Annotated in this window: 20 protein-coding genes, 1 tRNA gene and 1 other RNA gene; 14 read left to right on the forward strand and 8 right to left on the reverse strand. The window is 56.2% G+C overall.

The features are described from left to right. Nucleotides 1–87 precede the first annotated feature (87 nt). Nucleotides 88–1,317 (forward strand): hypothetical protein, encoded by a 1,230-nt coding sequence (locus GG681_RS01510; protein ID WP_153544365.1) that lies wholly within the window; start codon nucleotides 88–90, stop codon nucleotides 1,315–1,317. Further along, nucleotides 1,314–2,663 (forward strand): cytochrome P450, encoded by a 1,350-nt coding sequence (locus GG681_RS01515; RefSeq protein WP_153544367.1) that lies wholly within the window; start codon nucleotides 1,314–1,316, stop codon nucleotides 2,661–2,663. Before GG681_RS01510 ends, GG681_RS01515 begins: the two co-directional genes overlap by 4 nt. Here GG681_RS01515 and GG681_RS01520 read toward each other — a convergent pair. The 3 genes from GG681_RS01520 to fumC form a co-directional block, all read right to left on the reverse strand. Further along, nucleotides 2,644–2,868, reverse strand: a complete 225-nt coding sequence (locus tag GG681_RS01520; protein WP_153544369.1) for a ribbon-helix-helix domain-containing protein — start codon at nucleotides 2,866–2,868, stop codon at nucleotides 2,644–2,646. The genes GG681_RS01515 and GG681_RS01520 overlap by 20 nt on opposite strands. Next, nucleotides 2,865–3,050, reverse strand: a complete 186-nt coding sequence (locus GG681_RS01525) for a DUF4169 family protein (protein WP_153544371.1) — start codon at nucleotides 3,048–3,050, stop codon at nucleotides 2,865–2,867. Before GG681_RS01525 ends, GG681_RS01520 begins: the two co-directional genes overlap by 4 nt. A 98-nt stretch (nucleotides 3,051–3,148) precedes the next feature. Further along, the gene (fumC, locus tag GG681_RS01530) at nucleotides 3,149–4,543 is read right to left on the reverse strand and encodes a class II fumarate hydratase (protein ID WP_153544373.1); all 1,395 of its coding nucleotides are present in this window, start codon (nucleotides 4,541–4,543) and stop codon (nucleotides 3,149–3,151) included. A 196-nt stretch (nucleotides 4,544–4,739) separates the two neighbouring features. On the opposite strand from fumC, the gene GG681_RS01535 reads away from it, so the two are divergent. Beyond that, on the forward strand, nucleotides 4,740–5,330 hold the full coding sequence (locus GG681_RS01535; RefSeq protein ID WP_235899693.1) for a hypothetical protein: 591 nt from the start codon (nucleotides 4,740–4,742) through the stop codon (nucleotides 5,328–5,330). A 43-nt stretch (nucleotides 5,331–5,373) separates the two neighbouring features. On the opposite strand, the gene GG681_RS01540 is transcribed toward GG681_RS01535, so the two are convergent. From GG681_RS01540 to GG681_RS01560, 5 genes are all read right to left on the reverse strand, one after another. Further along, nucleotides 5,374–5,862, reverse strand: a complete 489-nt coding sequence (locus tag GG681_RS01540; RefSeq protein ID WP_153544375.1) for an SspB family protein — start codon at nucleotides 5,860–5,862, stop codon at nucleotides 5,374–5,376. 115 nt (nucleotides 5,863–5,977) lie between these two features. Then, on the reverse strand, nucleotides 5,978–7,237 hold the full coding sequence (gene chrA, locus GG681_RS01545; protein ID WP_153544376.1) for a chromate efflux transporter: 1,260 nt from the start codon (nucleotides 7,235–7,237) through the stop codon (nucleotides 5,978–5,980). 15 nt (nucleotides 7,238–7,252) lie between these two features. Beyond that, entirely contained in the window at nucleotides 7,253–8,065 is an 813-nt protein-coding gene (locus tag GG681_RS01550; RefSeq protein WP_153544378.1) for a chromate resistance protein ChrB domain-containing protein, read from the reverse strand. 152 nt (nucleotides 8,066–8,217) lie between these two features. Beyond that, nucleotides 8,218–8,593, reverse strand: a transfer-messenger RNA (tmRNA) gene (gene ssrA / locus GG681_RS01555). Between the two features lie 32 nt (nucleotides 8,594–8,625). Then, a complete protein-coding gene (locus GG681_RS01560; RefSeq protein ID WP_153544380.1) occupies nucleotides 8,626–9,354 on the reverse strand; it encodes a FadR/GntR family transcriptional regulator in 729 nt (242 codons plus the stop codon). Between the two features lie 164 nt (nucleotides 9,355–9,518). Here GG681_RS01560 and GG681_RS01565 point away from each other — a divergent pair, with 164 nt between their 5' ends. The 11 genes from GG681_RS01565 (at nucleotide 9,519) to GG681_RS01615 (ending at nucleotide 23,508) form a co-directional block, all read left to right on the forward strand. Beyond that, the gene (locus GG681_RS01565; protein ID WP_153544382.1) at nucleotides 9,519–10,514 is read left to right on the forward strand and encodes an MDR family oxidoreductase; all 996 of its coding nucleotides are present in this window, start codon (nucleotides 9,519–9,521) and stop codon (nucleotides 10,512–10,514) included. Between the two features lie 138 nt (nucleotides 10,515–10,652). Next, complete coding sequence (locus GG681_RS01570; protein WP_153544385.1) at nucleotides 10,653–11,879, forward strand: aminotransferase class V-fold PLP-dependent enzyme; 1,227 nt, start codon at nucleotides 10,653–10,655, stop codon at nucleotides 11,877–11,879. After that, nucleotides 11,876–13,315 (forward strand): cryptochrome/photolyase family protein, encoded by a 1,440-nt coding sequence (locus GG681_RS01575; protein ID WP_153544387.1) that lies wholly within the window; start codon nucleotides 11,876–11,878, stop codon nucleotides 13,313–13,315. The genes GG681_RS01570 and GG681_RS01575 overlap by 4 nt, the downstream gene beginning before the upstream one ends. Before the next feature lie 78 nt (nucleotides 13,316–13,393). Beyond that, nucleotides 13,394–14,599, forward strand: coding sequence for an SAM-dependent methyltransferase (locus GG681_RS01580; RefSeq protein ID WP_153544389.1), 1,206 nt, complete (start codon nucleotides 13,394–13,396; stop codon nucleotides 14,597–14,599). A 12-nt stretch (nucleotides 14,600–14,611) separates the two neighbouring features. Beyond that, entirely contained in the window at nucleotides 14,612–15,070 is a 459-nt protein-coding gene (locus GG681_RS01585; protein ID WP_328593223.1) for a TrgA family protein, read from the forward strand. A 22-nt stretch (nucleotides 15,071–15,092) separates the two neighbouring features. After that, nucleotides 15,093–16,208: an NUDIX domain-containing protein gene (locus GG681_RS01590; RefSeq protein ID WP_153544391.1), complete on the forward strand. Its 1,116-nt coding sequence runs from the start codon at nucleotides 15,093–15,095 to the stop codon at nucleotides 16,206–16,208. A 79-nt stretch (nucleotides 16,209–16,287) separates the two neighbouring features. After that, nucleotides 16,288–17,322 carry a cysteine synthase A gene (locus GG681_RS01595; RefSeq protein WP_153545154.1) on the forward strand — a complete coding sequence of 345 codons (1,035 nt, stop codon included), beginning with the start codon at nucleotides 16,288–16,290 and terminating at the stop codon, nucleotides 17,320–17,322. Then, nucleotides 17,319–19,676, forward strand: a complete 2,358-nt coding sequence (locus tag GG681_RS01600; RefSeq protein WP_153544393.1) for a DUF3772 domain-containing protein — start codon at nucleotides 17,319–17,321, stop codon at nucleotides 19,674–19,676. Before GG681_RS01595 ends, GG681_RS01600 begins: the two co-directional genes overlap by 4 nt. A gap of 149 nt (nucleotides 19,677–19,825) precedes the next feature. Further along, nucleotides 19,826–19,915: transfer RNA gene (locus GG681_RS01605), tRNA-Ser, on the forward strand. Nucleotides 19,916–20,176: 261 nt separating this feature from the next. Then, nucleotides 20,177–21,361, forward strand: a complete 1,185-nt coding sequence (locus GG681_RS01610; protein WP_153544395.1) for a helix-turn-helix domain-containing protein — start codon at nucleotides 20,177–20,179, stop codon at nucleotides 21,359–21,361. 200 nt (nucleotides 21,362–21,561) lie between these two features. Continuing rightward, nucleotides 21,562–23,508 (forward strand): serine hydrolase, encoded by a 1,947-nt coding sequence (locus GG681_RS01615; protein ID WP_153544397.1) that lies wholly within the window; start codon nucleotides 21,562–21,564, stop codon nucleotides 23,506–23,508. Nucleotides 23,509–23,520 lie beyond the last annotated feature (12 nt).

The following is a 23,520-nucleotide window of genomic DNA, read 5'->3' on the forward strand; positions in this document are numbered from 1 at the left end:
AACTGTAAGGCCCCAAAAACGGGGCCTTACTCTCGCCTGAATGACATTCTATGCTATGCCTAAGCAAACAGAATGTGAGCAGGCGTTTTGGCAGAAAACTTATCGGATCAGCGGGTGCGCCGGCGCCGGGTGTTTTACATCCCGGGCTATGATCCGATTCATCCGCGCCGCTACCGTGAGCTTTATCGCAAAGAAGGCGCGCAACAGGCCAAGATATCCAGCTATGATCTGATCCTTGCGCCCAAGACTAGCGGCGGCAATTTTGGCTGGACCGTTCGCGGCGAGATCGAAGGCCACGCCACTGAGGTCGAATTTGATGTGCTGGTCTGGTCTGACATTGTGCGTGACAGTATGGACGCCAGCATTGCAGGCACCTATCTGCAGCTCTTGCGCACCGCCTGGATCTATATCACCTCGGGTACGCTGCGCCGGTTGATGTGGCTGCGTAAGGGGCCGGTGATTGCCGCGCTTTATCCGGTGGTCATGCTCACGGTGCAGGCGATTTTGTCACTGGTGTTGATGGTCGCGCTTGCGGGCGCTATTGGGCTGATTGCACCAGAAAGCCTGATTGTAACCTATCTCAGCTGGGCTTTGGGGGCGGCGGCGGCGGTGCATCTGCTCAGTTGGTTCAAACGGTTGGATGGTAAGTTCTTTGCCTATTACCTGATGCATGACTACGCTTATTCAGCCGCTTCCAAAGGCGCGAACCCGCCTGAGCTTGAGGCGCGGATTGCCGCGTTCAAACAGCAGGTTCAGGCGGCGCTGTGTGATGTGGATGAGGTGCTGGTGGTGGGCCATTCCTCGGGCGCGCATGTGGGCGTCAGCGTGCTTGCAGATATTTTGCGCGAAGGGCTGCCTGACAATGCGCCTGTGCTGTCGTTTCTAAGCCTCGGTCAGGTGGTGCCAATGGTGTCATTTCTGCCCAACGCAGATCGGCTGCGTCGCGATCTTGCCTATATGTCGACGCAGGAGCGGGTGTTCTGGCTTGATGTTACTGCACCCGGAGATGGTTGCGCCTTTGCGCTTTGTGATCCGGTTGCGGTTAGTGGTGTGGCCAGCCGTAACAGCCGCTGGCCGCTGGTGATATCGGCAGCCTTCACCCAGACGCTGAGCGCGAAACGCTGGCAGGAGCTGCGCTGGCGGTTTTTCCGGCTGCATTTTCAGTATCTTTGCGCCTTTGATCGGGTGCGCGATTACGACTATTTCCGTATCACTGCCGGGCCGCAGACCCTGGGTGCGCGCTTTGCAGGCCGAAAGCCTTCGCCTGCGCGTATTGATGTGACCGCGTCGAAATACACCTCGCAGGGGGCTGAATGACACAGCCACCCAAGCCAAAATCGCGCCCGGATCGGGTGTCGCTGCTGCGCTATGCGCGCCTGTTTCGCCAAGACATCCTTTCAGCGCAGCCCGCGCGGCTCTATCGCGCTTGGATGGCTGAATTTCGCACTCCGTTTTTCAGATCATATCTGATGAACCAGCCAGAGCTGGTGAATGAAGTCTTGCGCAAGCGGCCCGATGATTTCCCCAAATCTGACCGCATTGCCGAAGGTCTGCGGCCTTTGCTGGGCAATTCGGTCTTTGTCACCAATGGCGAAGTCTGGAAACGCCAGCGCCGCATTATTGATCCTGCTTTTGAAGGTGGGCGGCTGAAAGATACCTTTCCCGCGATTTATGCGGCGGCTGAGGCCGGGGTAGAGCGGCTGAAGACACGCCAGAACCCGGTTGAGATTGAAACTGAGACATCGCATATGGCGGCGGATGTGATTTTCCGTACGTTGTTTTCGATCCCGATCGAACATGAAACCGCCAGTCAGGTGTTTCACCGTTTTCGCGACTACCAACGCAGTCAGCCGTTGATGAATCTTGCAGCCTTTGTGCCGCTGCCACGTTGGATGCCGCGTTTTTTCCGCAAAGACACTCGTGCAAACGCCAATGAAATCCGCAGATTGATTGCGGACCTGACCCATACACGTGGGCGCGAAATCACAGCAGGGCGCGCACCAGATGATCTGGCCACCAAGATCATGACCACGCGCGATCCAGAAACCGGTGATCTGTTTGATGCCGATGAAATGGTGGATCAGGTGGCGATTTTCTTTCTTGCAGGGCATGAAACCAGCGCATCGGCTCTGGCCTGGGCACTGTATCTGATGGCGCTTTATCCGGAGTGGCAGGAGAAATTGGCGGCAGAGGCGCAGGCGATCACCGGGCCGGAATTTGGCGCGGTGTCAAAATTGCGCCTGTCACGCGATGTGTTTCGCGAGACATTGCGATTGTATCCGCCGGTGCCGATGATGGTGCGCGAAAACAGTTGTTCTGAGCAGTTCCGTGATCGTGATGTGGCCAAAGGATCGCAAGTGGTTCTCAGCCCCTGGCATCTGCATCGCCACGAACGCCTGTGGGAGCGCCCGGATGATTTTGATCCCACCCGCTGGCAGACCGAAAATGGCAAAAAATGCCAGCGTGAGGCCTATATCCCATTTTCAACCGGCGCACGGGTCTGTACCGGGGCCGGGTTTGCGATGGTGGAAGGGGTGTTGCTGCTGTCGATGATCCTGCGCGATTTTCGCATTACGCTGGCAGGTGATGAACAGCCTGTACCGGTTGCACATCTTACGGTTCGGTCAAAAGACGGGATCTGGCTTAATCTGAGCCCGCGCTGAGATCGCGCAACACATACAGGCGAATGGCTGAGGCCAAGCCACAATCGGTGCCGCGCCATTCATCAATTTCGGCTGCCAATTCATTGATTGCACGCCCTTTTTTGGCGGCAATTTCACGGAAGGCAGTCCAGAACTCATCCTCGAGCGAGACCGAAGTGCGGTGGCCACGCAGGGTGAGAGAGTGTTTTTTAGGCCTGAGGCTCATTCGTCTTTGGGATCCAGACGATGCTGATCTAGATGCAGCACATCCTTTTCATGCGCAGCATCGTCGCGTTGTTTGTCGGCTTTGCTGCGGCCAAATTTGACGGCGTTTTCATCCGCCTGGGATTTTTTGGCGTTGCGGGCTTTCTCTTTGCGGAAACGGTTCAAATTTACAATATCAGCCATAATCTAACCATAGACTGTGCTTGAATAAAATCCAGCACCACAGGCATAAAAAAGCCCGGCACATTGGCCGGGCTTTGATGTTTTATCTCCGGCAGGGGTTAGGCTTTGGGGCCAATCATCTGCTCTGGACGTACAACCGCATCAAAAGTGGCTTCGTCCACAAAGCCAAGCGCGATGGCTTCTTCCTTGAGGGTGGTGCCGTTTTTATGCGCGGTTTTGGCAACTTTGGTGGCGTTGTCATAACCGATGGTTGGCGCAAGTGCGGTGACCAGCATCAGGGATTCTTTCATCAGCTTGTCGATGCGCGGCTCATTGGCTTTGATGCCGTTCAGCATACGCTCGGTGAAGCTGTCAGCAACGTCACCCAACAGCTGCATGGATTGCAGCAGGTTGTAAGACATCATCGGGTTGTAAACGTTCAGTTCAAAGTGACCCTGCGAGCCCGCAAATGTCATGGCGGCATTGTTGCCCATAACGTGGGCGGCCACCTGGGTCATCGCTTCGGCCTGGGTTGGGTTTACTTTGCCCGGCATGATCGACGAACCCGGCTCGTTTTCCGGCAAGATCAGCTCGCCCAGTCCCGAACGTGGGCCAGAGCCCAGGAAACGAATGTCGTTGGCGATCTTGTACATGGAGCCCGCAACGGTTGCGAGTGCACCTGACATGAATACCATCGCGTCATGTGCGGCCAGTGCTTCGAATTTGTTGGGCGCGGTTACAAACGGCAGACCGGTGATTTCGGCCATGTTTGCAGCGACAGTTTCACCCCAACCGGGCTGGGTGTTCAGGCCGGTGCCAACAGCGGTGCCGCCTTGTGCCAGCTCATAGATACCGGGCAGGGCTGCTTCTACGCGGGCGATGCCCTGACGGATCTGGTGGGCATAGCCGCCAAATTCCTGACCCAGCGTCAGCGGGGTCGCATCCTGGGTGTGGGTGCGGCCGATTTTGATGATGTCTTTGAATTCTTCCGACTTTGCTTCCAGACCTTCGGCCAGTTTGGTCAGGCCGGGCAGCAGCACGTCGCGCACGGTCATTGCGGCGGCAATGTGCATCGCAGTTGGGAAAGTGTCGTTGGAGGACTGACCCATGTTGCAGTGGTCGTTGGGGTGAACCGGATCTTTGGAGCCGATCACGCCACCGAGGATTTCGATCGCACGGTTTGCAATCACCTCGTTGGAGTTCATGTTGGACTGGGTGCCGGAGCCGGTCTGCCAAACAACCAACGGGAAGTTGTCATCAAACTTGCCCTCGAACACTTCACCCGCAGCTTGAATTACCGCGTCAGCAATTTTGGCGTCCATTTTGCCGTTGGCTTTGTTGGCCATGGCGCAGGCTTTTTTGATCACACCCAATGCGCGCACGATGGCGACCGGCTGTTTTTCCCAGCCAATGGGGAAGTTCATAATCGAGCGCTGGGTCTGCGCGCCCCAATATTTTTCTGTAGGAACTTCCAGTGGACCAAAGCTGTCTGTTTCGGTGCGGGTCTCGGACATCTTGTCTCTCTCTCCGTCAGTATACTGTTGCACATGCTTTACCCCAGGGGTTTGCCTGGTTCAATTGCGCAGGAGACAAATGATCCTTAGCTAGCGCTCACAATTTATGCGAAACCTTTGCAAAAGCGATTCTGATCATTAAATGCATTGATAGAGCAGTTCCTTGCTGCGAGATGTGACCGAACCGAGGTGCCAGATGAACCACTTTGATCGCATCCCTGTGATACCAGACGCGCGCGCCGTGGCGCTGCGCCTGTTGGCTTTGCTTTTTGGGATTGTTGTGTTGTGTGTCGCACAAGTTCAGAGCGCGGCAGCCTATTCCGACATTGTACGCTTTGCAGGGCGCTATTCAGGATCTGCCGAGGTGGAGCATCCGGAAGGGCATATGGAAACCCGCAATATGTTTGTGGAGATCCGCACCTCTGGCAAAGGGTTCTGGCTGAAATGGACCACCCAGCGTGAGCACCCGTCCGGCAAGGTGAAAACCAAAAGCTATGATGTGCTGTTTGAACCAAGCGGGCGCGGCGATACATTTTCAGCCGCCATGCGCCAGAACGTGTTTGGCCACGCGGTGCCGCTCGACCCGCTTAAGGGCGAGCCCTACGTTTGGGGACGTCTTGTTGACGATACGCTGACGGTGTTTTCGCTGTTTATTGGTGAAAACGGGGACTATGAGATCCAGCAATATGATCGCACCCTGGTTGAGGGGGGGTTGCAGCTGCATTTCTCATCTCATCGCAACGGATTTGCCCGCGTTGAAGCGAATAGTTTCCTGAAGCGAGATTAATTCGGGTGAAACAGGTGCGCCTGTGGCGGCGCACCAGCTGAATTCACGGTTTGCGGAAACTGTCAAGCGAGACAATCTCAGCATCTTGCGATTGTGGTGCTTCTTCTACTTCTTCTTCAGCGGCTTCTGGTTCCACCTCTTCGGTGACCTCATAAAGCGTGGCTTCTTCTTCCTCATCCTCGCCGCTTTCAAAGCGCAGGCCAAATTCAACCGAGGGATCCACAAAGGTGCGCATCGCATCAAAGGGGATATAGAGCGGCTCAGGGCTGTCGCCAAAGTTCAACGTAATGGCAAAGCCCTCATCGCTGACTTCAAGGTTTTCAAACCAATGCTGCACCACAACGGTCATCTCGCCCGGATAGCGATCGCACAGCCATTGGGCGATCTGCACATCTGGGTGGCGGGTATCGAAGGTGATGAAAAAGTGATGATTGCCGGGCAGTCCCTGTTCAGCCACGTTCTCAAGAACGGTTTTGATCAGGCTGCGCATGGCCGTATGCATCAGATTTCCATAATCGATTTCACCGGTCATCTGGTATTCCCTTGCCTATTTTGTGCTGATCATAGTGGAAAATTGCGGAAACTAAAGAGACCGCGTGATTACCATTGTGCTTTTTATGCAGGTTCATGGTGTTGGTGTACATGTGTCAGCCGAGGTTCAAAATCTCGATCCCAAGTGCAAGCCCGCCCATGACAGCCAGCAGATACATCACATTGCCGCGCAGCAGTTGGAGCAAGATCGGCGCGACCAGCACCAATATCAGCGCGATTGGGTTCAGGCTGTTCAGCGTGGGAACTGGCAGTGCAAGGTTTGGAATTTTGGCATGAACTTCGGTGAATAAGATATTGATTGTGAACCAGATTGAAAGGTTCAGTATCACACCTACCACGCTTGCTGTGATGGCTTTTAACGCCGCATTGAGCCGCGGAATTGTTGTCAGCCGTTCGACATGTGGCGCTGCGGCAAAGATCCAAAGAAAACAAGGAACAAAGGTTGCCCACAGCGCAACAAGACCCGCCCAAAGCCCCATCCAGGCACCGCCGTTTTGCGCACCGCTGAGCATTGCCACAAATTGCGTCACCAGGATCAGCGGCCCCGGTGTGGTTTCGGCAAGCCCTAGCGCATCCACCATCTGCCCCGAGCTGATCCAGGCCTGCTGCTGCACCACGGTCTGGGTCATATAAGACAGCACCGCATAGGCGCCACCAAAGCTCACAACCGCGAGTTTGGCAAAAAACCACCCCAGTGCAGCCAGGATCGGCGCGCCCCAGAGGCTGAGCGCGACCAGCGGCAACAGCCAAAGCGCAGCCCAAAGCGGTATGGTGAAGCTGTTGGCTTGAAACCCTTGCGCTGGTTCAGGCGTGGGATCAGCTTCTGCACCATGATGCAGCAAAGCGCCGACAAGACCCATGGTGAGGATCAGCAACGGGAAAGGCACCGCAAACACAAAGAGCGCCACAAACCCAACAAGAGCAAACAGGATCTGGCGCGCCGAAGTCAGCGCCTTTTTCTGCAGCCGCCAAAGCGCTTGAAATACGATTGCAACAACCGCCGCTTTGATCCCTAGGAAGGCAGACATCACAAGAGGTTGCTGTCCAAATCTCATGTAAAGCGCAACCAGGGCTGCAATCACGCAGGCACCGGGCAAAACAAACAGAAGACCCGCAATCAAGCCACCTGCAACCCCACGCAGCCGCCAGCCAGTGTAGGTGGCCAGCTGCATCGCCTCAGGGCCCGGTAGCAACATGCAAAAACTGAGGCCGCGCAGGAATTGATCCTCATTGAGCCAGGGGCGTTTTTCCACCAATTCCTGGTGCATAAGGGCAATCTGCGCTGCTGGGCCACCAAACGACAGCAGACCAATGCGCCCAAAGACGCGAATAAGTTCCATATAGTGAGGGGACATTTATTGCTCCAGTCGTCAGCCACGGTTGCTGGGCCAGTCGTGGCCTTCGTCAAATCCATCACGCGCCCAGCGATAGAGCGCGTCGTATATTGCAAACCCCGCCAGCATTTGCGCCTGATCATCCTTATACTGCCGCGACAGCCCAACAGAAACCGCCAGAAGCCCCGCCGCAGCTGGGGCCAGATCATGGCGGTTGGTGTCAGCTGCGCGCACCACAAGGGCGAGACGCTCTAGCGCCGGGGTTTTGAGGCCAAATTCCTCAATCATTGTGTCAAACGTGCAAAACGCACCGCGATGGCTCCAGAATGTGTCCTCAATGTCAAAGGGTGTGGCGTTGAAACGTTCTGCCACGGCATTGATTTCAGAGGGGGACACAAACAGAAACCGTGCATTTGGATCGACAAAACGGCGGATCAGCCAGGGGCAGGCGATGCGGTCCACCTTGGGACGGTGGCGGGTGACCCAGAGGGTTTGCCCGTTCTGAAGCGGCGGGATCGCGGCGAGAGGCACCCGCGGGGCGCCATCTGTTGTGGCCCACCCTAAATTGCCTCCTTGCAGAAATTCGGCAGATATTCCCTCGCTCGCCAGCCAGGCAGCGACGCCCTGGCTCAGCTTTTTACCTTTTTGGCAGATGATCAACGCAGATTGCCCCTGCAGCTTTGCTGCCAAGCCCGACAGGTCGTTGTGGTCATGCTGAGCTGCACCGGGAACGAGGTACGGGTTTTTAGCAACATCTTCGGACAGGGTGACATCGATGAGGCTCGGGCACTCAGGCGTGCCAATCAGGCGCATCAATTGTTTTGGGGTCATTTCATTTGGCGCAGGCATGCTACATCCTCTGATAAATTGGGGTTTCAGCGGATGCGACTTTGGCTGGCGCCTCACGGGGCGGTCGCATGAGCCCCATGCCTTTAGGAAACCCGAAAGATGCAGCAGCGTCAAGCGGTTCGATAGGGCAATAAATCTATCTGTGAGGGGGAAGTGCAGGTTTCTGTTGCCAGGTACCTGCGAACCCCGCCTGCCGCGGCTAGGCGACAGGGCTTAAAGTCGGTTCGACTCGAACTGCTTACGCAGCCAGAGCAACCGGAGCACGATTGTCGTTTGCAATTGTACTAGTTTCGCCGATAACGGTGGCAGACAGCCGAGACAAAGCTAACCCCTTTAGACGTCCGTCGATCCTATTTCGTCCCCACAAACTCGATCCATTCCCCAAACGAAGGAACACACCGAAGGTGATTTGGTGGAGACGCCGGGTACCGCCCCCGGGTCCGAGCCGTTTATTACGAGCGCGTTTATGTCCATAGTTCCCGAGGGAACAGAACGAATATAAGCAAGCCGCGCGGGGAGTTGAAGAGGGAAAGTAGAAATCAGCTGTTCTTTGTTGTGGATTAAACTGATTTTGCAGCTTTAAATGCTTTGCGTCCCAAGGCGATGGTTTCTCGTTCCAGGTCGCTGAGCGTCGCAATCAAGCCTGAGGAGTCGCGTGCGTCGGTGGCGCTGGTGATGCGTTCGTGCAATGTGGCGATGGTTTCGCGGTCGCGGGTTTTGAACGTGATCATATTCATCAGCGGCTGCATGGCTTCAACCGCGCCCGCCAGCTGATAGCGCAACACCGGGTTTTCAGCGGCATCGACCAGCGCCCGGTGAAAAGCCACGTCCGAGGCGCAGAATGCTTCATCTGACAGCTCGGGCTGACGCTGGCGAAAGATTTCTGTGCGCATTGTTGCAATATGATCTGCACTGCGTCGGGCCGCGGCCAGGGGCGCACAGGCGCGTTCCAGCGCGTAGCGGGCTTCGCAGGCGGTGTCAAAATCCACCTCATTCATCGACAAAAGCAGCGTCGAGGTGGTGATCTGCTGGCTATAGGCGTCCTCGTAGCTGAGCCGGTTCACAAAGGCACCGCCGCTGGCCCCCCGTTGGGTGCGGATCAGCGATTGCGCTGCCAGCCGTTTCAACGCTTCACGCACAGTGGGGCGAGAGACGTTGAATTGCGCCGCAAGCTCCGCCTCAGAGGGGAGACGCTCATCAACGATCAGCTCACCAGAGATGATGGAATCGCGAATGGCCGTGGCAATCTGGGCCGACAGGTCAGCGGCGCTTTGTGGATTAAGTTTCATAACAAGCATCTGAAACAATATTGACAGGAAGTCAAATGTCAGACATTTAATTGTCTGACATTTAAGTGGTGGGTAAATGGCGGGCGGATTGGCTGGATATCTGAATGATCCCAGCTGGTTTGATGTCGGTCAGCCCTGCCAATGAACCATATGGGAGAATGGTTATGTTTAAAGCGTTAGTATTTGAAAAAGATGAGGAAAGCGGCCTCGCGCAGGGCCATATTCGCGATCTCAAAGACAGCGATTTACCTGATGGTGAAGTGACCGTTGCGGTGGAATACACCACGGTGAATTACAAAGATGGTCTGTGCATGACGCCAAAAGGTGGCGGCCTTGTGCGCAACTATCCCCATGTGCCGGGCATTGATTTTGCGGGCACAGTCGAGGCCTCGTCAGATCCGCGCTACGCCGCTGGTGACAAGGTCGTGCTCACAGGTTGGCGTGTGGGTGAGGCCTATTGGGGTGGCTACAGTCAGAAGGCCCGCGTCAAAGCAGATTGGCTGGTGCCGCTGCCTGAAGGGCTGTCAACGCGTCAGGCGATGGCTGTTGGGACCGCTGGATTTACGTCGATGCTAGCGGTGATGGCGCTTGAAGATCATGGGTTAACACCTGAAAAAGGCACAGTTCTTGTCACTGGTGCGGCAGGTGGCGTGGGCTCTGTTGCCTGTGCGATCTTGAATAAACTTGGCTATGAGGTTGCCGCGGTCACCGGTCGCCCTGAGACCGAGGGCTACCTGCGTGAACTGGGCGCAGCACGCATTGTGGCGCGTGGTGATCTCAACGAGGTGGTGAGATCGCCATTGGAAAAAGAAAGCTGGGCTGGCTGCGTTGATGCGGTTGGCGGTTCCATGCTCGCGCGAGTGCTGGGGCAGATGCAATATGGCGCGTCGGTCTCTGCGGTTGGTCTTGCCGGTGGTGCAGAGGTTCCCGCAAAGATCATTCCTTTCCTACTCAGAGGGGTGAATTTGCTGGGCATCGATTCCGTGATGCAGCCGTTTGAAAACCGTCAGCGCGCCTGGCAGCGTGTGGCCAGCGATCTGCCGATGGATGTGCTGGAAAAGATGGTGCGCCCGGCGGTTCTGGCAGATCTGCCAACGCTTGGATCAGAAATCCTTGCCGGTCAGGTGCAGGGCCGGGTTGTGGTTGATGTGAACGGCTGATGCGGCAAATCTCCGGCTGATCCCAATGCGGGGCAGCCGGACCCAGGAAATCCAAGTTTGACAGGATTGCCTCTTGTCGAATGCGAGATATTGCAGGACGGTGGCGCCATTGTTTCCATATCTCAAGGGATCCTTTCCATGGCCGATCTGGACCTCGATTTTGTCCGTTCTCGTTTTCCTGCCTTTGATGAGCCAAGCCTGCAGGGTCAGGCGTTTTTTGAAAACGCTGGGGGATCTTATACCTGCGCGCCGGTGATTGAGCGTCTGAAGACCTTTTATCGCAGGCGCAAAGTCCAGCCTTACGGGCCTTATGCGGCATCGCGTGATGCCGGTGAGGAAATGGATACAGCGCGCACGCGATTGGCGGCCTGGATGGGGGTGCAGCCCGATGAGGTGAGCTTTGGTCCCTCAACCACCCAAAACACCTATGTTCTGGCGCAGGCGTTTCGCGGTTTTCTGTCCCCTGGTGAGGCGATCATTGTCACCAATCAGGACCATGAGGCCAACAGCGGCCCCTGGCGCAGGTTGGCTGATGCGGGCATTGACGTGCGCGAGTGGAAGATGAACCCGGATACCGGCGCGCTTGATATTGAAACGCTTGAGGCGATGCTTGATGAAAACGTGCGGCTTGTGTGTTTTCCGCAGTGCTCCAATGTGGTGGGGCAAATCAATCCGGTGTCAGAGATCACCGCGATTGCCCATGCTGCTGGCGCATTTGTCTGTGTGGATGGGGTGTCTTATGCGCCCCACGGTCTGCTGGATATCGAGGCGTTGGGGCCGGATATCTATCTGTTTTCGTCTTACAAAACCTATGGCCCGCATCAGGGGGTGATGGTTGTGCGCCGCGCCTTGGCGGATCTTTTGCCCAATCAGGCGCATTATTTTAACGCGGATGTTCGCTACAAACGCTTTACCCCTGCAGGGCCGGATCACGCACAGATTGCCGCCTGTAACGGCATGATCGACTATTTTGAAGAGCTCGCCGCCCACCATGGTGGTGCAGGTTTGCAGCCGCGCGCTAAGGCCGCATTGGTGCATGATCTGATGCGTGATCAGGAAACACGCCTGTTGCAGCCGCTGATGGAATATCTTGGCGCGCGCGATGATATTCGTGTGCTTGGCCCGCAGGCCCCCGAGAGTCGCGCCCCAACCGTAGCAATTGTGCCCACGGGAGATCCACGCTCGATCGCCAGCGCCTTGGCTGCGCGCGGTATCATGGTGTCTGCGGGTGATTTTTACGCGGTGCGCGCGCTGCAAGCACTGGGGATTGATCCTGATCGCGGTGTGCTGCGTATCAGTTTTGTGCATTACACCTCGCCAGAGGAAATCACACAACTGATCACCGCTTTGGAAGATACTCTTTGACCGATACCACAACAACGTCGCAGCAACCGATCATCTGGTGGCTGCGACGGGATCTACGCCTTACGGATAACCCCGCGCTCACTGCGATTGCTGAAAGCGGTCGCCCGGTTGTGCCGCTTTATATATTTGATCCAACTGAAGCGCGCTTGGGCGCTGCGCCCAAGTTTCGTTTGGGGCTGGGCCTGCAGACGCTGCAACAAAGCCTTGCTGCAAAAGGGCTGAAGCTGATTCTGCGCAAAGGGGATGCGCTGACGGTGCTACGGGATGTTTTGCGCACATGTGATGGCGCTGGGGTCTATTGGTCGCGCCTGTATGACCCCCAGGCGATCAAACGCGACACTGTTGTGAAAACCGCGCTGCAGGAAGACGGGTTTGAAGCACGCTCCTTTGCGGGCCATCTGATGTTTGAACCCTGGACGGTGGAAAAAAAGACCGGTGGCATGTTTCAGGTCTACACCCCGTTTTGGAAAGCCGTGAACCAGCGCAATATCGGCGCGTCACTGCCTGCGCCGCAAAGTTTGCGCGCAGCTGATGGTGGCATCGCAACTGACAGCCTTGCGGATTTTGAAATGGCGCGGGAAATGCGGCGCGGTGCGGCTATTGTGGCGGCCCATTGTGTGGTGGGAGAAGAGGCAGCTTGGGCACGGGCCGAGCAGTTCTTGCATGAGCGGCTTAGCACCTATGGGGCAGGGCGCAACCATCCCGCGGTTAACGCCACCTCGGGGCTTTCGGAAAATCTTGCCTGGGGGGAAATCAGCCCGCGCCAGATATGGAACCTTGGGCGACTGGTCGAAGACGCCAATGGCATCAAGGCCGAGCAGTATTTCAAAGAACTGGTCTGGCGCGAGTTTGCCTATCACCTGATGTATCACACCCCACATATCCTGAAACGCAACTGGCGCGACCAATGGGATGGTTTCCCCTGGAGCGAAGAGGAAACCGCAGCCTTGCGCGCCTGGCAGCGTGGGCAGGCCGGGATTGATCTGGTGGATGCAGGTATGCGGGAACTGTATGTTACTGGCACGATGCACAACCGGGTGCGTATGGTTGTGGCCAGTTTCCTGTGCAAACACCTGCGCCAGCATTGGCGGCAGGGGATGGCATGGTTTGAAGACTGCCTGATTGATTGGGATCCCGCCTCAAATGCAATGGGTTGGCAATGGGTGGCGGGGTGTGGCCCGGACGCGGCACCATTTTTCCGTATTTTCAATCCGGATGGCCAGCGCGAAAAGTTTGACGCAGACCATGAATATTGCCATCGCTGGCTTGCAGAAGGGCGCGCCCTGCCGTCAAAGACCGCGCTGCAGTTTTTTGATGCATGTCCAAAGGCGTGGACAATGACTGCCAGTGATCATCGCACAGCCCCCATCGTAGATCTGCGTGCCGGACGGCAAGCGGCGCTTGATGCGTATGAGGTGCTGCGCCGCAAAGAATAGTTAAAGTAGAGTTTTCCTTGTCACAAAAACGTTTCACTCTTAGCCTGACCTCATGTCAGCGATATCAGGGGGAAGCGAATGCCATTCACGACCACCGATGGCCATAAGGATCTACCACGTTATTTTGCCCATGTGTTTCGGGCGCTCTGCCATATGGAGGCAGGACAATTAGACATACACCTGCCCGATGGGCGGGTGTTTTGCGCAAAAGGCCCAAAGCCCGGACCAGCCGCAGATCTCCATATCCACAATGTTGATAGTTTTGCCCGTCTCATCCGCGAAGGTGATCTGGGATTTTCCGATGCCTATCTGGAAGGCTGGTGGAGCACGAGCGATCTGCAAGCCTTTATGGATCTGGTGCATATGGGCGCGGACACGGTCTATGACGGATTTCCGGGGCGCTCACTGGCGCGGGCCTATGAACGGTTTCGATTTTGGCTGCATCGCAACCACCGGGCACAGGCGCGCAAGAACATTTCCTATCACTATGATCTGGGCAATGACTTCTATGGGCTGTGGCTTGATGACACGATGACTTATTCCAGTGCCAAGTTCGACACCGGCCAAGAAAGCCTGGAGCGGGCGCAAACTGCCAAATACGCTTCTATGGTGGATCAGATGGGGGTGAAGCCCGGCGATCACGTGCTGGAGATCGGCTGTGGCTGGGGTGGATTTGCCGAATACGCGGCCCGTGAACGGGGGCTGTGGGTAACGGGGCTGACGATCAGCAAAGAGCAGCTGAAATTTGCACAGGATCGCATGGCACGTCAGGGGCTGTCTGATCAGGTGGAACTGCGCTTGCAGGATTACCGCGACTGCGATGGGCGGTTTGATGGCATTGCCTCGATCGAGATGTTTGAAGCGGTGGGGCAGAAATACTGGCCGATCTATTTTGACACCGTGCGGGAACGGCTGAAACCACAGGGGCGCGCCACCTTGCAGATCATCACCGTGGCGGATCGCCGTTGGGAGATTTATCAGCGCGGCATCGATTTCATCCAGAAACACATCTTCCCCGGTGGTATGCTGCCAAGCCCCTCGGTATTGCACAGCCATGTAGAGGCGGCTGGGCTTGATGTGGTGGGATCCGTTGAATTTGGCGCAAGCTATGATCAGACGTTGCGTCGTTGGCATGCCACATTCAATGATCGATGGGAACAGATTCACAACTTAGGGTTTGACGATCGCTTTCGAAAAATGTGGAATTTCTACCTGACCTCTTGTGCGGCGGCCTTTAAGACGGGCACATGTGATGTCACCCAGATAACTATTGCCCATCGTTAAGTGGAAAACTGAATGCCAACTGCCTCTCGCATGCCTACTGCGACCCGTATGATTGCCGCTATCCTTCTGGCCTTTCTTGCCTTTGTTGTATCCGGTCAGGTGATGCCTTTGCTGCCCGAGGGAACCGATTTTGGCTATTTCACCCATGTGAACATGGGGCTGGCGATTGTGGTGGGCTGGGTCTACATGGGGCGCCGGGTTGGCGATGGTTTTGTACCCGCGCTCAACAACGGCCTTACTGGGGTCGCATTGTTGGTGCTATTTGCGCTTTTTGCGCAAGGGGCATGGGAAATGTTCCGCATGGCCAATCGCAATTTCTACGATGGCCCATTTGAGGCGCTGGGCGCGATTTTTGAAATTGCTTTGGATTTTTTCTTTGTTATCGCTGTTCCCAAGATATGGGCGACATTGATCGTCGGGGGCTGCATGATTGGCCTTGTTGCGGAGAATATCTCCAAACGGTGGAAATGATTTAATTTAGGGTATTCCCGCTATGTCAGATTTGTTTGTGTTTGGGGCCTTGCGACATGTGCCCCTGCTTGAGGCTGTTGTGGGGCGCGCGCTTGCTGCCGAAGATATTTGCGATGCCCGTTGCGCTGGGCTGAAAGCGTATGAAAACGCACCTGAACTTTTTCCCGCACTTGCTGCGGACAGTGACAGTTTTCTCGATGGTGTGCTGGTGTCGGGGCTGAGTGATGCGGAACTTGGCCGGGTGGCCCATCATGAAAGCACCTATGGCTATAGTGCGCAGACACGCACAGTAGAGGCGGGCGGCACATGTTCTGCCCTGATGTTCCTGCCCGCGCTGGGCGGTGCAGACAACGCGCCCTGGTCGTTTGAAAACTGGCTGGCGCAGTGGTCTGAGCTTTTCTTGCGCGCAGCGCAGGAAATCATGGTCTGGCAGGGCAAGCGCCGCGCTGAGGAAATGACCTTCAGCCGTGGAACCATTTTTAAACGTGCAGATGCCTGGCTTGCGCTTAGCCGCGAAGAACAGCACCCCGATCACCCGCTGGACCAAGACATAGAGGTGCATGCGCACAAACACCTCTATATCAACTTCTTTGCCATGGATGAGATCGATCTGCGCTATCGCCGGTTTGATGGCACGATGAGTGAGGTGATCAATCGCGGCGCCTTTATGGTGGGGCGAGCGTCTTCTGTCTTGCCTTATGATCCGGTGCGCGACGAAGTGCTGATCATCCAACAGTTTCGCGCCGCCACCTATGTGGCTGGCTACCAGCGCCCCTGGATGTGGGAGGCGGTGGCCGGAATGGTGGATGTGGGCGAATCGCCTGATCAGACGGCTCTGCGCGAAGCCCGTGAAGAAGCTGGTATCGAAATAACTCATCTGGAAAAGGTTGCAGATGTTTTTCCCTCATCCGGCGCTTCGGCTGAATTTTTCCACTGTTTCGTGGGACTCGGCCGCCTTGAACTGGTGTCACAGGGAGGAGGATTGGACTGTGAGGGCGAAGATATTCGTCACCGGGTTCTGAGTTTTGACGCCTTGATGGAAGGAATTGACGCCAACCTGTACCGCGATATGCCTTTGGTCACCTCGGCGCTTTGGCTGGCACGTCACCGCGACCGGCTGCGCGCAGCCTATAAATGACAAAAACCTTCGGGCTTCCTGCCTTGTGAAGCGGCATATGCTTCGCTACATCATTGGAGGAATGATCGAAAGGGACACCATGCGCATTGCACGCGACTTGGCCGATGCAGTTGGCCAGACACCGCTTATCCGTTTGAACCGCGTCAGCGACGAAACTGGGTGTGAGATCCTGGGCAAAGCGGAATTCATGAACCCTGGCCAATCGGTCAAAGACCGCGCGGCGCTCTATATCATCAAAGATGCCATTGCCCGCGGCGATCTGAAACCGGGCGGCACCATTGTTGAAGGCACTGCCGGTAACACTGGCATCGGTCTTGCGCTGGTGGGGGCCTCGATGGGGTTCAAAACCGTGATCGTGATCCCGGAAACCCAGTCTGAAGAGAAAAAAGACATGCTGCGCCTTGCGGGTGCGCAGCTGGTACAGGTTCCGGCCGCGCCGTATCGCAACCCCAACAACTATGTGCGTTATTCTGAACGTCTGGCCAAGGAACTGGCCAAGTCTGAGCCCAATGGCGCGATCTGGGCCAACCAGTTTGACAATGTTGCCAACCGTCAGGCCCATGTGGAAACCACCGCGCCTGAGATCTGGGAACAGACCGGCGGCAAGGTGGATGCGTTTACCTGTGCGGTTGGCTCTGGTGGTACATTGGCCGGTGTCGCCGAAGTGCTGCAGCCCAAAGGGGTGAAAATCGGCCTTGCGGATCCGATGGGGGCCGCGCTCTATTCGTTTTACACCACCGGTGAACTGGCTTCAGAAGGGGGCTCGATTACTGAGGGGATCGGTCAGGGCCGGATCACCAAGAACCTTGAAGGGTTCACCCCGGATTTCTCCTATCAGATCCCGGATGCAGAGGCGCTGCCTTATGTGTTTGACCTGCTGCATGACGAAGGTCTGGTTCTGGGCGGCTCCACTGCGATCAATATCGCGGGCGCCGTGCGCATGGCCAAGGAAATGGGGCCGGGCCACACCATTGTGACCATTCTGTGTGACTACGGCACCCGCTATCAGTCCAAGCTCTTTAACCCTGAGTTCCTGCGGGAAAAGGATTTGCCGGTGCCTGAATGGATGACCCACACCCCGGCTTCGATCCCCGGTGTGTTCGAGGACGTATGAGCGCGACAGTGCAGATGATGTTGAATTGGATGAAGGGGCTGGTCTTATGGATCAGCCTCTGTGTTTTTGTACAGTGTCTCCCGGCGCACGCGCAGTTTGATGCAGACAGTCGCGCCTATTACGACAACTGGTTGAAACTGGCGGATCGCGCCGAAGAGGTGGTGGATGCGCGTCGCGCCTCAACCGTGGATCTGGAACAGCTGCGATCCGACATATCGGTTTATCGCGACCGTTTCCGCTACCTTCAATCGCAAAACGGCGAGCGGATCGAAACCCTGCAGGCGCAGCTTGATGCGTTGGGCCCGGCGCCCGAGGATGGCAGCGAAGAACCCGAAGATCTGGCGCGGCTGCGCGAACGTCTCGGCGATCAACTGTTGGCACTGCGAGTGCCGCGCATTGTCTCCGATGAGGCTTACCGACGTGCGGATGGTTTGATCGGTGAAATCGACCTGATCATCCGCGACCGTCGCAAATCGCTGCTGCTGGAACGCGGCCCAACGCCGCTTGCACCCGAAAACTGGACCGATGCGATGGAGAGCCTGTCAGAAGCCTTCTCGGCTCTGACCGGTGAAACCGCTGACCAGCTGTCCCATGTCACCACCTTGCAGCGGATCCGAACGGGGTGGCCCAGTCTGGTGTTGCTGATTGGTGTTGGTTTGACCCTGACCTTACGCGGTCGCGCGCTTTCGCAATGGGCGGCGGCACATCTGAAAACCCGCAGCTGGCAAAGCACATCGCTTTGGGATTTCTGCCTGTCGCTAACCCAGGTGATCCTGCCCTATTGGGGCATCGGTCTGATCATCGCAGCGGTGCATACATCTGATGTTCTGGGCGTGCGCGGCACGTTGCTGTTGGACAAGGTGGATGACTGGGCGCTGATCCTGCTGGCGTTTCACTGGCTGGGAGGCAGGCTATATGTCAGCCGCGAGGACAATCCGCTGTTGCCGGTGGATCCCAAGAATGCGGCGGCCACCTGGCTGGTGCTTGATCTGCTTGCGGTGTTGCTGGTGGCCAAAGAAGTTCTGGCGAGCCTCGAAGATTTCATCGCCTTCAGCGAAGGCGCGCTGGCGGTTATCCGTTTCCCGTTGATCCTGATGGCGGCGTTGCTGATGTTGCGTCTGCACCGTATTGGCAAACAGCAGCGTGCTGACAATGACGATGACACAGATGATGGCGCGATTGCCTTTGGTGTCAGCGGCATCATTCATATGGTGCGCCGCATTGCCTATCTGTTTGGCTTTGTCTCACCGGTTCTGGCGCTTGCAGGCTATATCAACGCGGCAGAGGCGCTGATTTACCCCTCGATTCTGACGCTTGCGCTGATTGCGGCCATGCTGGTGGTGCAGCGGCTTTTGGTGGATGTGTATGGCTATATCTCAGGCCTTGGCAAAGGGGCAGGGGATACGCTGGTGGCCGTGCTATTGGGCTTTGCGCTGACACTGGTTGCAGTGCCGTTTCTGGCGGTTATCTGGGGCGCGCGTGAGTCTGAGCTTTGGGAGCTCTGGAACAAACTGCGCAATGGGTTCCAGATCGGAGATTTCACCATCTCCCCCACGGCCTTCCTCAGCTTTGCGGTGATTTTTGCCATTGGCTACAGCATCACGCGATTGCTGCAGGGCAGCTTGCGCACGTCACTGCTGCCAAAAACCCGGCTGGATGCAGGCGGCCAAAACGCGGTTGTTGCGGGCACGGGCTATGTTGGCATCTTCCTGGCGGCCCTTGTGGCGATCTCCGCTGCGGGGCTTGATCTGTCGTCACTGGCGATTGTGGCTGGTGCGCTGTCGGTTGGAATTGGTTTTGGCCTACAGACGATTGTGTCAAACTTTGTGTCGGGCATTATCTTGCTTATTGAGCGCCCGATTTCCAAAGGGGACTGGATCGAAGTTGGGGGCATGATGGGCTATGTGCGCGATATCTCTGTGCGTTCTACCCGGATTGAAACCTTTGACCGCACCGATGTGATTGTACCGAACTCTGATCTGATCACCGGAACCGTCACCAACTTCACCCGTGGCAACACAGTGGGCCGGGTGATCGTGGGCGTGGGCGTCGCCTATGGCACCGATGTGCGCAAAGTTGAGACGATCCTTGCGGACATCGCCAATGCCCATCCTATGGTCTTGGCCAATCCTGCGCCAAGCGTGGTGTTTCAGGGCTTTGGTGCCGACAGCCTCGATTTTGAGATTCGCGCCATTTTGCGGGATGTGAATTGGATGCTGACGGTGAAATCGGAAATAAATTTCGAGATTGAGCGCCGATTCCGCGAAGAAAGTATCGAAATTCCCTTTGCCCAGCGCGATTTGTGGATTCGAAACCCCGAAGCTTTGCGCGGTGACCCGCCAAAAGACAGCTAAATCCGCCATCAAAAGCGCCCGGCACCCCCAGTGTCGGGCGCTTTTTTGACCACACGTAATTTATCCACAAAAAACAGTCACATTTCGGCAAAGAAATCCTGTTTTCGCTCTTGCATTCCCCTCTGTAATCAAAGATATATCCGCCTCACGGAGAGGTGGCCGAGTGGTCGAAGGCGCACGCCTGGAAAGTGTGTAGGCGGGAAACCGTCTCCAGGGTTCGAATCCCTGTCTCTCCGCCATAACCCCCAACTTGGGCGTTTTGGTTCCTCCCCAGAAGTACTGATATTTCGAATGTTTGGTTTGCTATGCGGACCCTGCAAGATGTTTCATTGAAGTGATCCATCAGTGGTGTGGAGTGAGGGCTTATCCAATGTGGCTAGGCGCTGAATAATCACCTCTAAGATTCTTGTGTATTTAAACGAGGTTTTTCTCCCCAAAGCTCTATGGCTGTGTTCAATAAGACCTGATCGGATTTTCAGGTTTTTCGCGCGAGAGTGATTATGGAACTCTATTGGGAACATTTTGGTCTGGCCGCGGCTTTGGCGCTGTCGCTGTTTGTGCTGATTGGCTTGGCCATCAGGCTGATCGAAACACATAAACGGCGCATGTTCCTGTGGGCGATGGTTGCGTTTTTTGTGTTCAACGCATTGGATGCGCTCGACACGCTGGCCTACAGTCAGCTGTTTTCCGGGCCGAACTGGTTGCAAGATTGGCAGAATGTCCTGATCCCGGGCTTTATGGTGTCGCTCTATTTCTTTGTGCGCGGGCTCACCAGTTCCAATCCCAAGCTTGGGCGCAAGGATCTGCTGCATTTGTTGCCTTTTGTGGGGGCGTTCCTCTGCCTGTCACCTACGCTGTTCGTTGCAGGTGATCTGTCAGATGCCACCGATCTGTCCGAGGGTTATCTGCGCTTGGCTCAGCTTGGTGAAAACGCCTTCTGGATGTTGTGGATCCTGATGCTCATCATTTACGGTGCGCTGTGTGTGCGCAGGCTTTTTCGGCACAAACGCAATATTCGGGTGTTGTTTTCCGATCTCGACGGCAAGACTCTGCGATGGCTTGATGCGCTGGTGGTGACAATCTTTGGCTTAGCGCTGCTTGTGATCATCAATGAGGCGCGGCTTTTGTTGGGCTATCCCGACTGGCTGAGCGGGGTGAATGCGATGCTGTATGATGTGGTTCTGGCGGGCAGTTTTGGCATCTTTGCCTTGCGCGCCCAGCCCCCGTTGCCGCAATGGTCCGAAGAGATCCTGCACACGCCCGCGCCTGAAGAATACCCCGAAGCGCGCGATGTGCAGGGGGCACAGTTTGAAGTGAAGCGCTATGCGCGCTCGGGGCTGCAGCAAAGCGACCTTGACCGTTACGCCGCGCGGCTGGAACAACGGGTGGCGGATGGGCGTTTGTGGCGCGATCACGCGCTCAACCTGCGCCGTTTGGCGGCTGAGATTTCCATTCCTTCGATCCATCTGTCTGAGGTGCTCAATACCAAACTGGGCATGTCGTTTTATGACTATATCAATCAGTGCCGTGTCCGGGACGCCTGCGCGCTTTTGATTGAAACCAATATGAGCATTCTTGAGATTAGCGAGGCGGTGGGCTTTAACGCAAAATCCACCTTCAACAGCAGTTTCAAAAAGGTGACAGATCAAACGCCCTCGCAATGGCGCAAGGCTCACCAACCCTAAAGTCCGATCCAGCTGGGAGGGGGAAACGCCTGCCTGGATTTAACCGTTTGAAATTACGATGAAAATACATTCAGATGTACGTGCAAGCTTGTTCGTACGTTTGAACCGGCCTGTCCGGTCGCAAGATTTGTCCACGCTCTGCATATCAGCCTCACACAGCTTGAAACGCTGAAACGATATACAGACGTAAAGGACATTCCATGGCTTTCTTTTCTCCCCAACTGTTGAGCCTGAACCCGCAGATGGTTGCAGACAGTCTTACAGGTGAAAATGGTGCCCCAGGGGCGCTGATCTCAGTGTCGGATGGCACGCGGTTTGCAGCCGTTGCCAGTGGCCTGTCGGATCTGGATGGCACCCCGGCACAATCAGACCAGAGCTTTCAGATCGGATCCCAAAGCAAGATTATGAGTGCCTTGGTGGTGCTGCAGCTGGCCGAAGAGGGGCTGATTGATCTGGATGTGCCATTTGCAAACTACATCGATCCCGCCCTGATTTCCGGGGTGGTGAACGCGGATCGCGCAACCGTGCAGCAGGCGCTGACAATGAAAACCGGCATTCCCAATTACACCGAGGTTGAACGCGCAGACGGGACGTCGATGGATGATTTCTTTGTGGACCATCCGGATGAGGTTTTCGACGGCGAAGAAATCCTTGAGCTGGTGCAGGGCCTGCCTGCCGTGGCCGAGCTGGGAAGTGAATATTATTACTCCAATACCAACTACTTCTACCTGAGCATGGTCATTGAGGCGGTCACCGGCAAAGACCTTGGTGCGGTGTTTGACGAGCGTATCTTTGCGCCGCTTGGCATGTCTGACAGCTATGTGAATGACTTTCGCGACGATCCCAAAGAATGGGGCAGTTTTCTAGAAGATGACGATGAGATCTATGATGTGAGCGGCGTTTTGTCTGACAACAATGGCGCCGGTGGGGTGGTGTCCACGCTCAAGGACATGACCACTTTCTTTCAGGCGCTGCTGGTGGATCAGACCTTGGTTTCAGACAGCATCCTTGAAACCATGACGGATTTTGACAACGGCAGCCTGGATCCAAACGGGATTATCTTCAACAGCGGTCTGGTGAAGATTGAGATTGATGGCCTGGGTACATTTGTTGGCTTTTCTGGCGGCACCATTGGCACAGATAGCGCGACTTATCTGCATGTCGAAAGCGGTCGCATCATTTCAGGCGCGATCAACCGCGCAGATGTGGATGCGTCAGCCACCAATGGCGTGCTGGCAACGGCTGCTTTGACAGCAGGGGACGCGGCCTGGGCTGATACATCTTCCGGGTCGCAGTTTACCATTGATGAAGTAAGCGCCGCGGATGTTGACATTGTGACATCAGACGGCCTGTCCGAGCTGCATGCGGCGGATGCGCATCTGAAGCTCGATGCAAATCTGCGTTCAATGGATGCAGATGATTTCATGTTCACGGATGGCTCGCAGCTTATGCTTGGAAGCCGCGCAGGGGATGAGCTGCGCACAACTGCGCAGACAGATGACCAGCTGCGTGGCTTTGGCGGCGCAGACCTGCTCAGCGCCGGGCGCGGCGACGATCTGTTGCTCGGTGGCTGGGGGGCTGACACGCTCAAGGCGGGTTATGGCGATGATGAACTGCGCGGCGGGTCTGGCAATGATCAGCTGTTTGGAGCTCGTGGGGATGATAACCTCTTTGGTGGCCGTGGGGATGACAGCCTCTTTGGTGGCCGGGGCGATGATCTGATGCGCGCGGGGCGCGGCGACGATCTTTTGATGGGGCGACAAGGCCAAGACAGGCTTTTTGGCGGGCGAGGTGATGACCAGCTCAACGGTGGCAATGGCAGCGACACGCTGTTTGGTGGGTCAGGTGACGACGCCCTAGACGGCGGGCGCGGTGATGATCGCCTTGTCGGTGGCAAAGGTGAGGATGTGCTGAGAGGCGGCGCGGACGAGGATGTGTTTGTTTTCCGCGCCTCCGAACGTGATGGCACAGCCGAGCTGGATACCATCGTTGATTTTGTCGAAGGCGTTGATCAGCTGCGCCTGCAAGATCGCAGCATCGTGGCGCAATCCATCGAAGAAGACGGTCTGTTGCTGACGCTGGACGGGGATGGCGACATCATCTTGTTGCAGGGCCTCAGCAGCGAACTTGATCTCTCTCTCATCTAATCTGACCGAAAC

The organism is Tritonibacter aquimaris, from assembly GCF_009617595.1.
GTDB lineage: Bacteria > Pseudomonadota > Alphaproteobacteria > Rhodobacterales > Rhodobacteraceae > Epibacterium > Epibacterium aquimaris.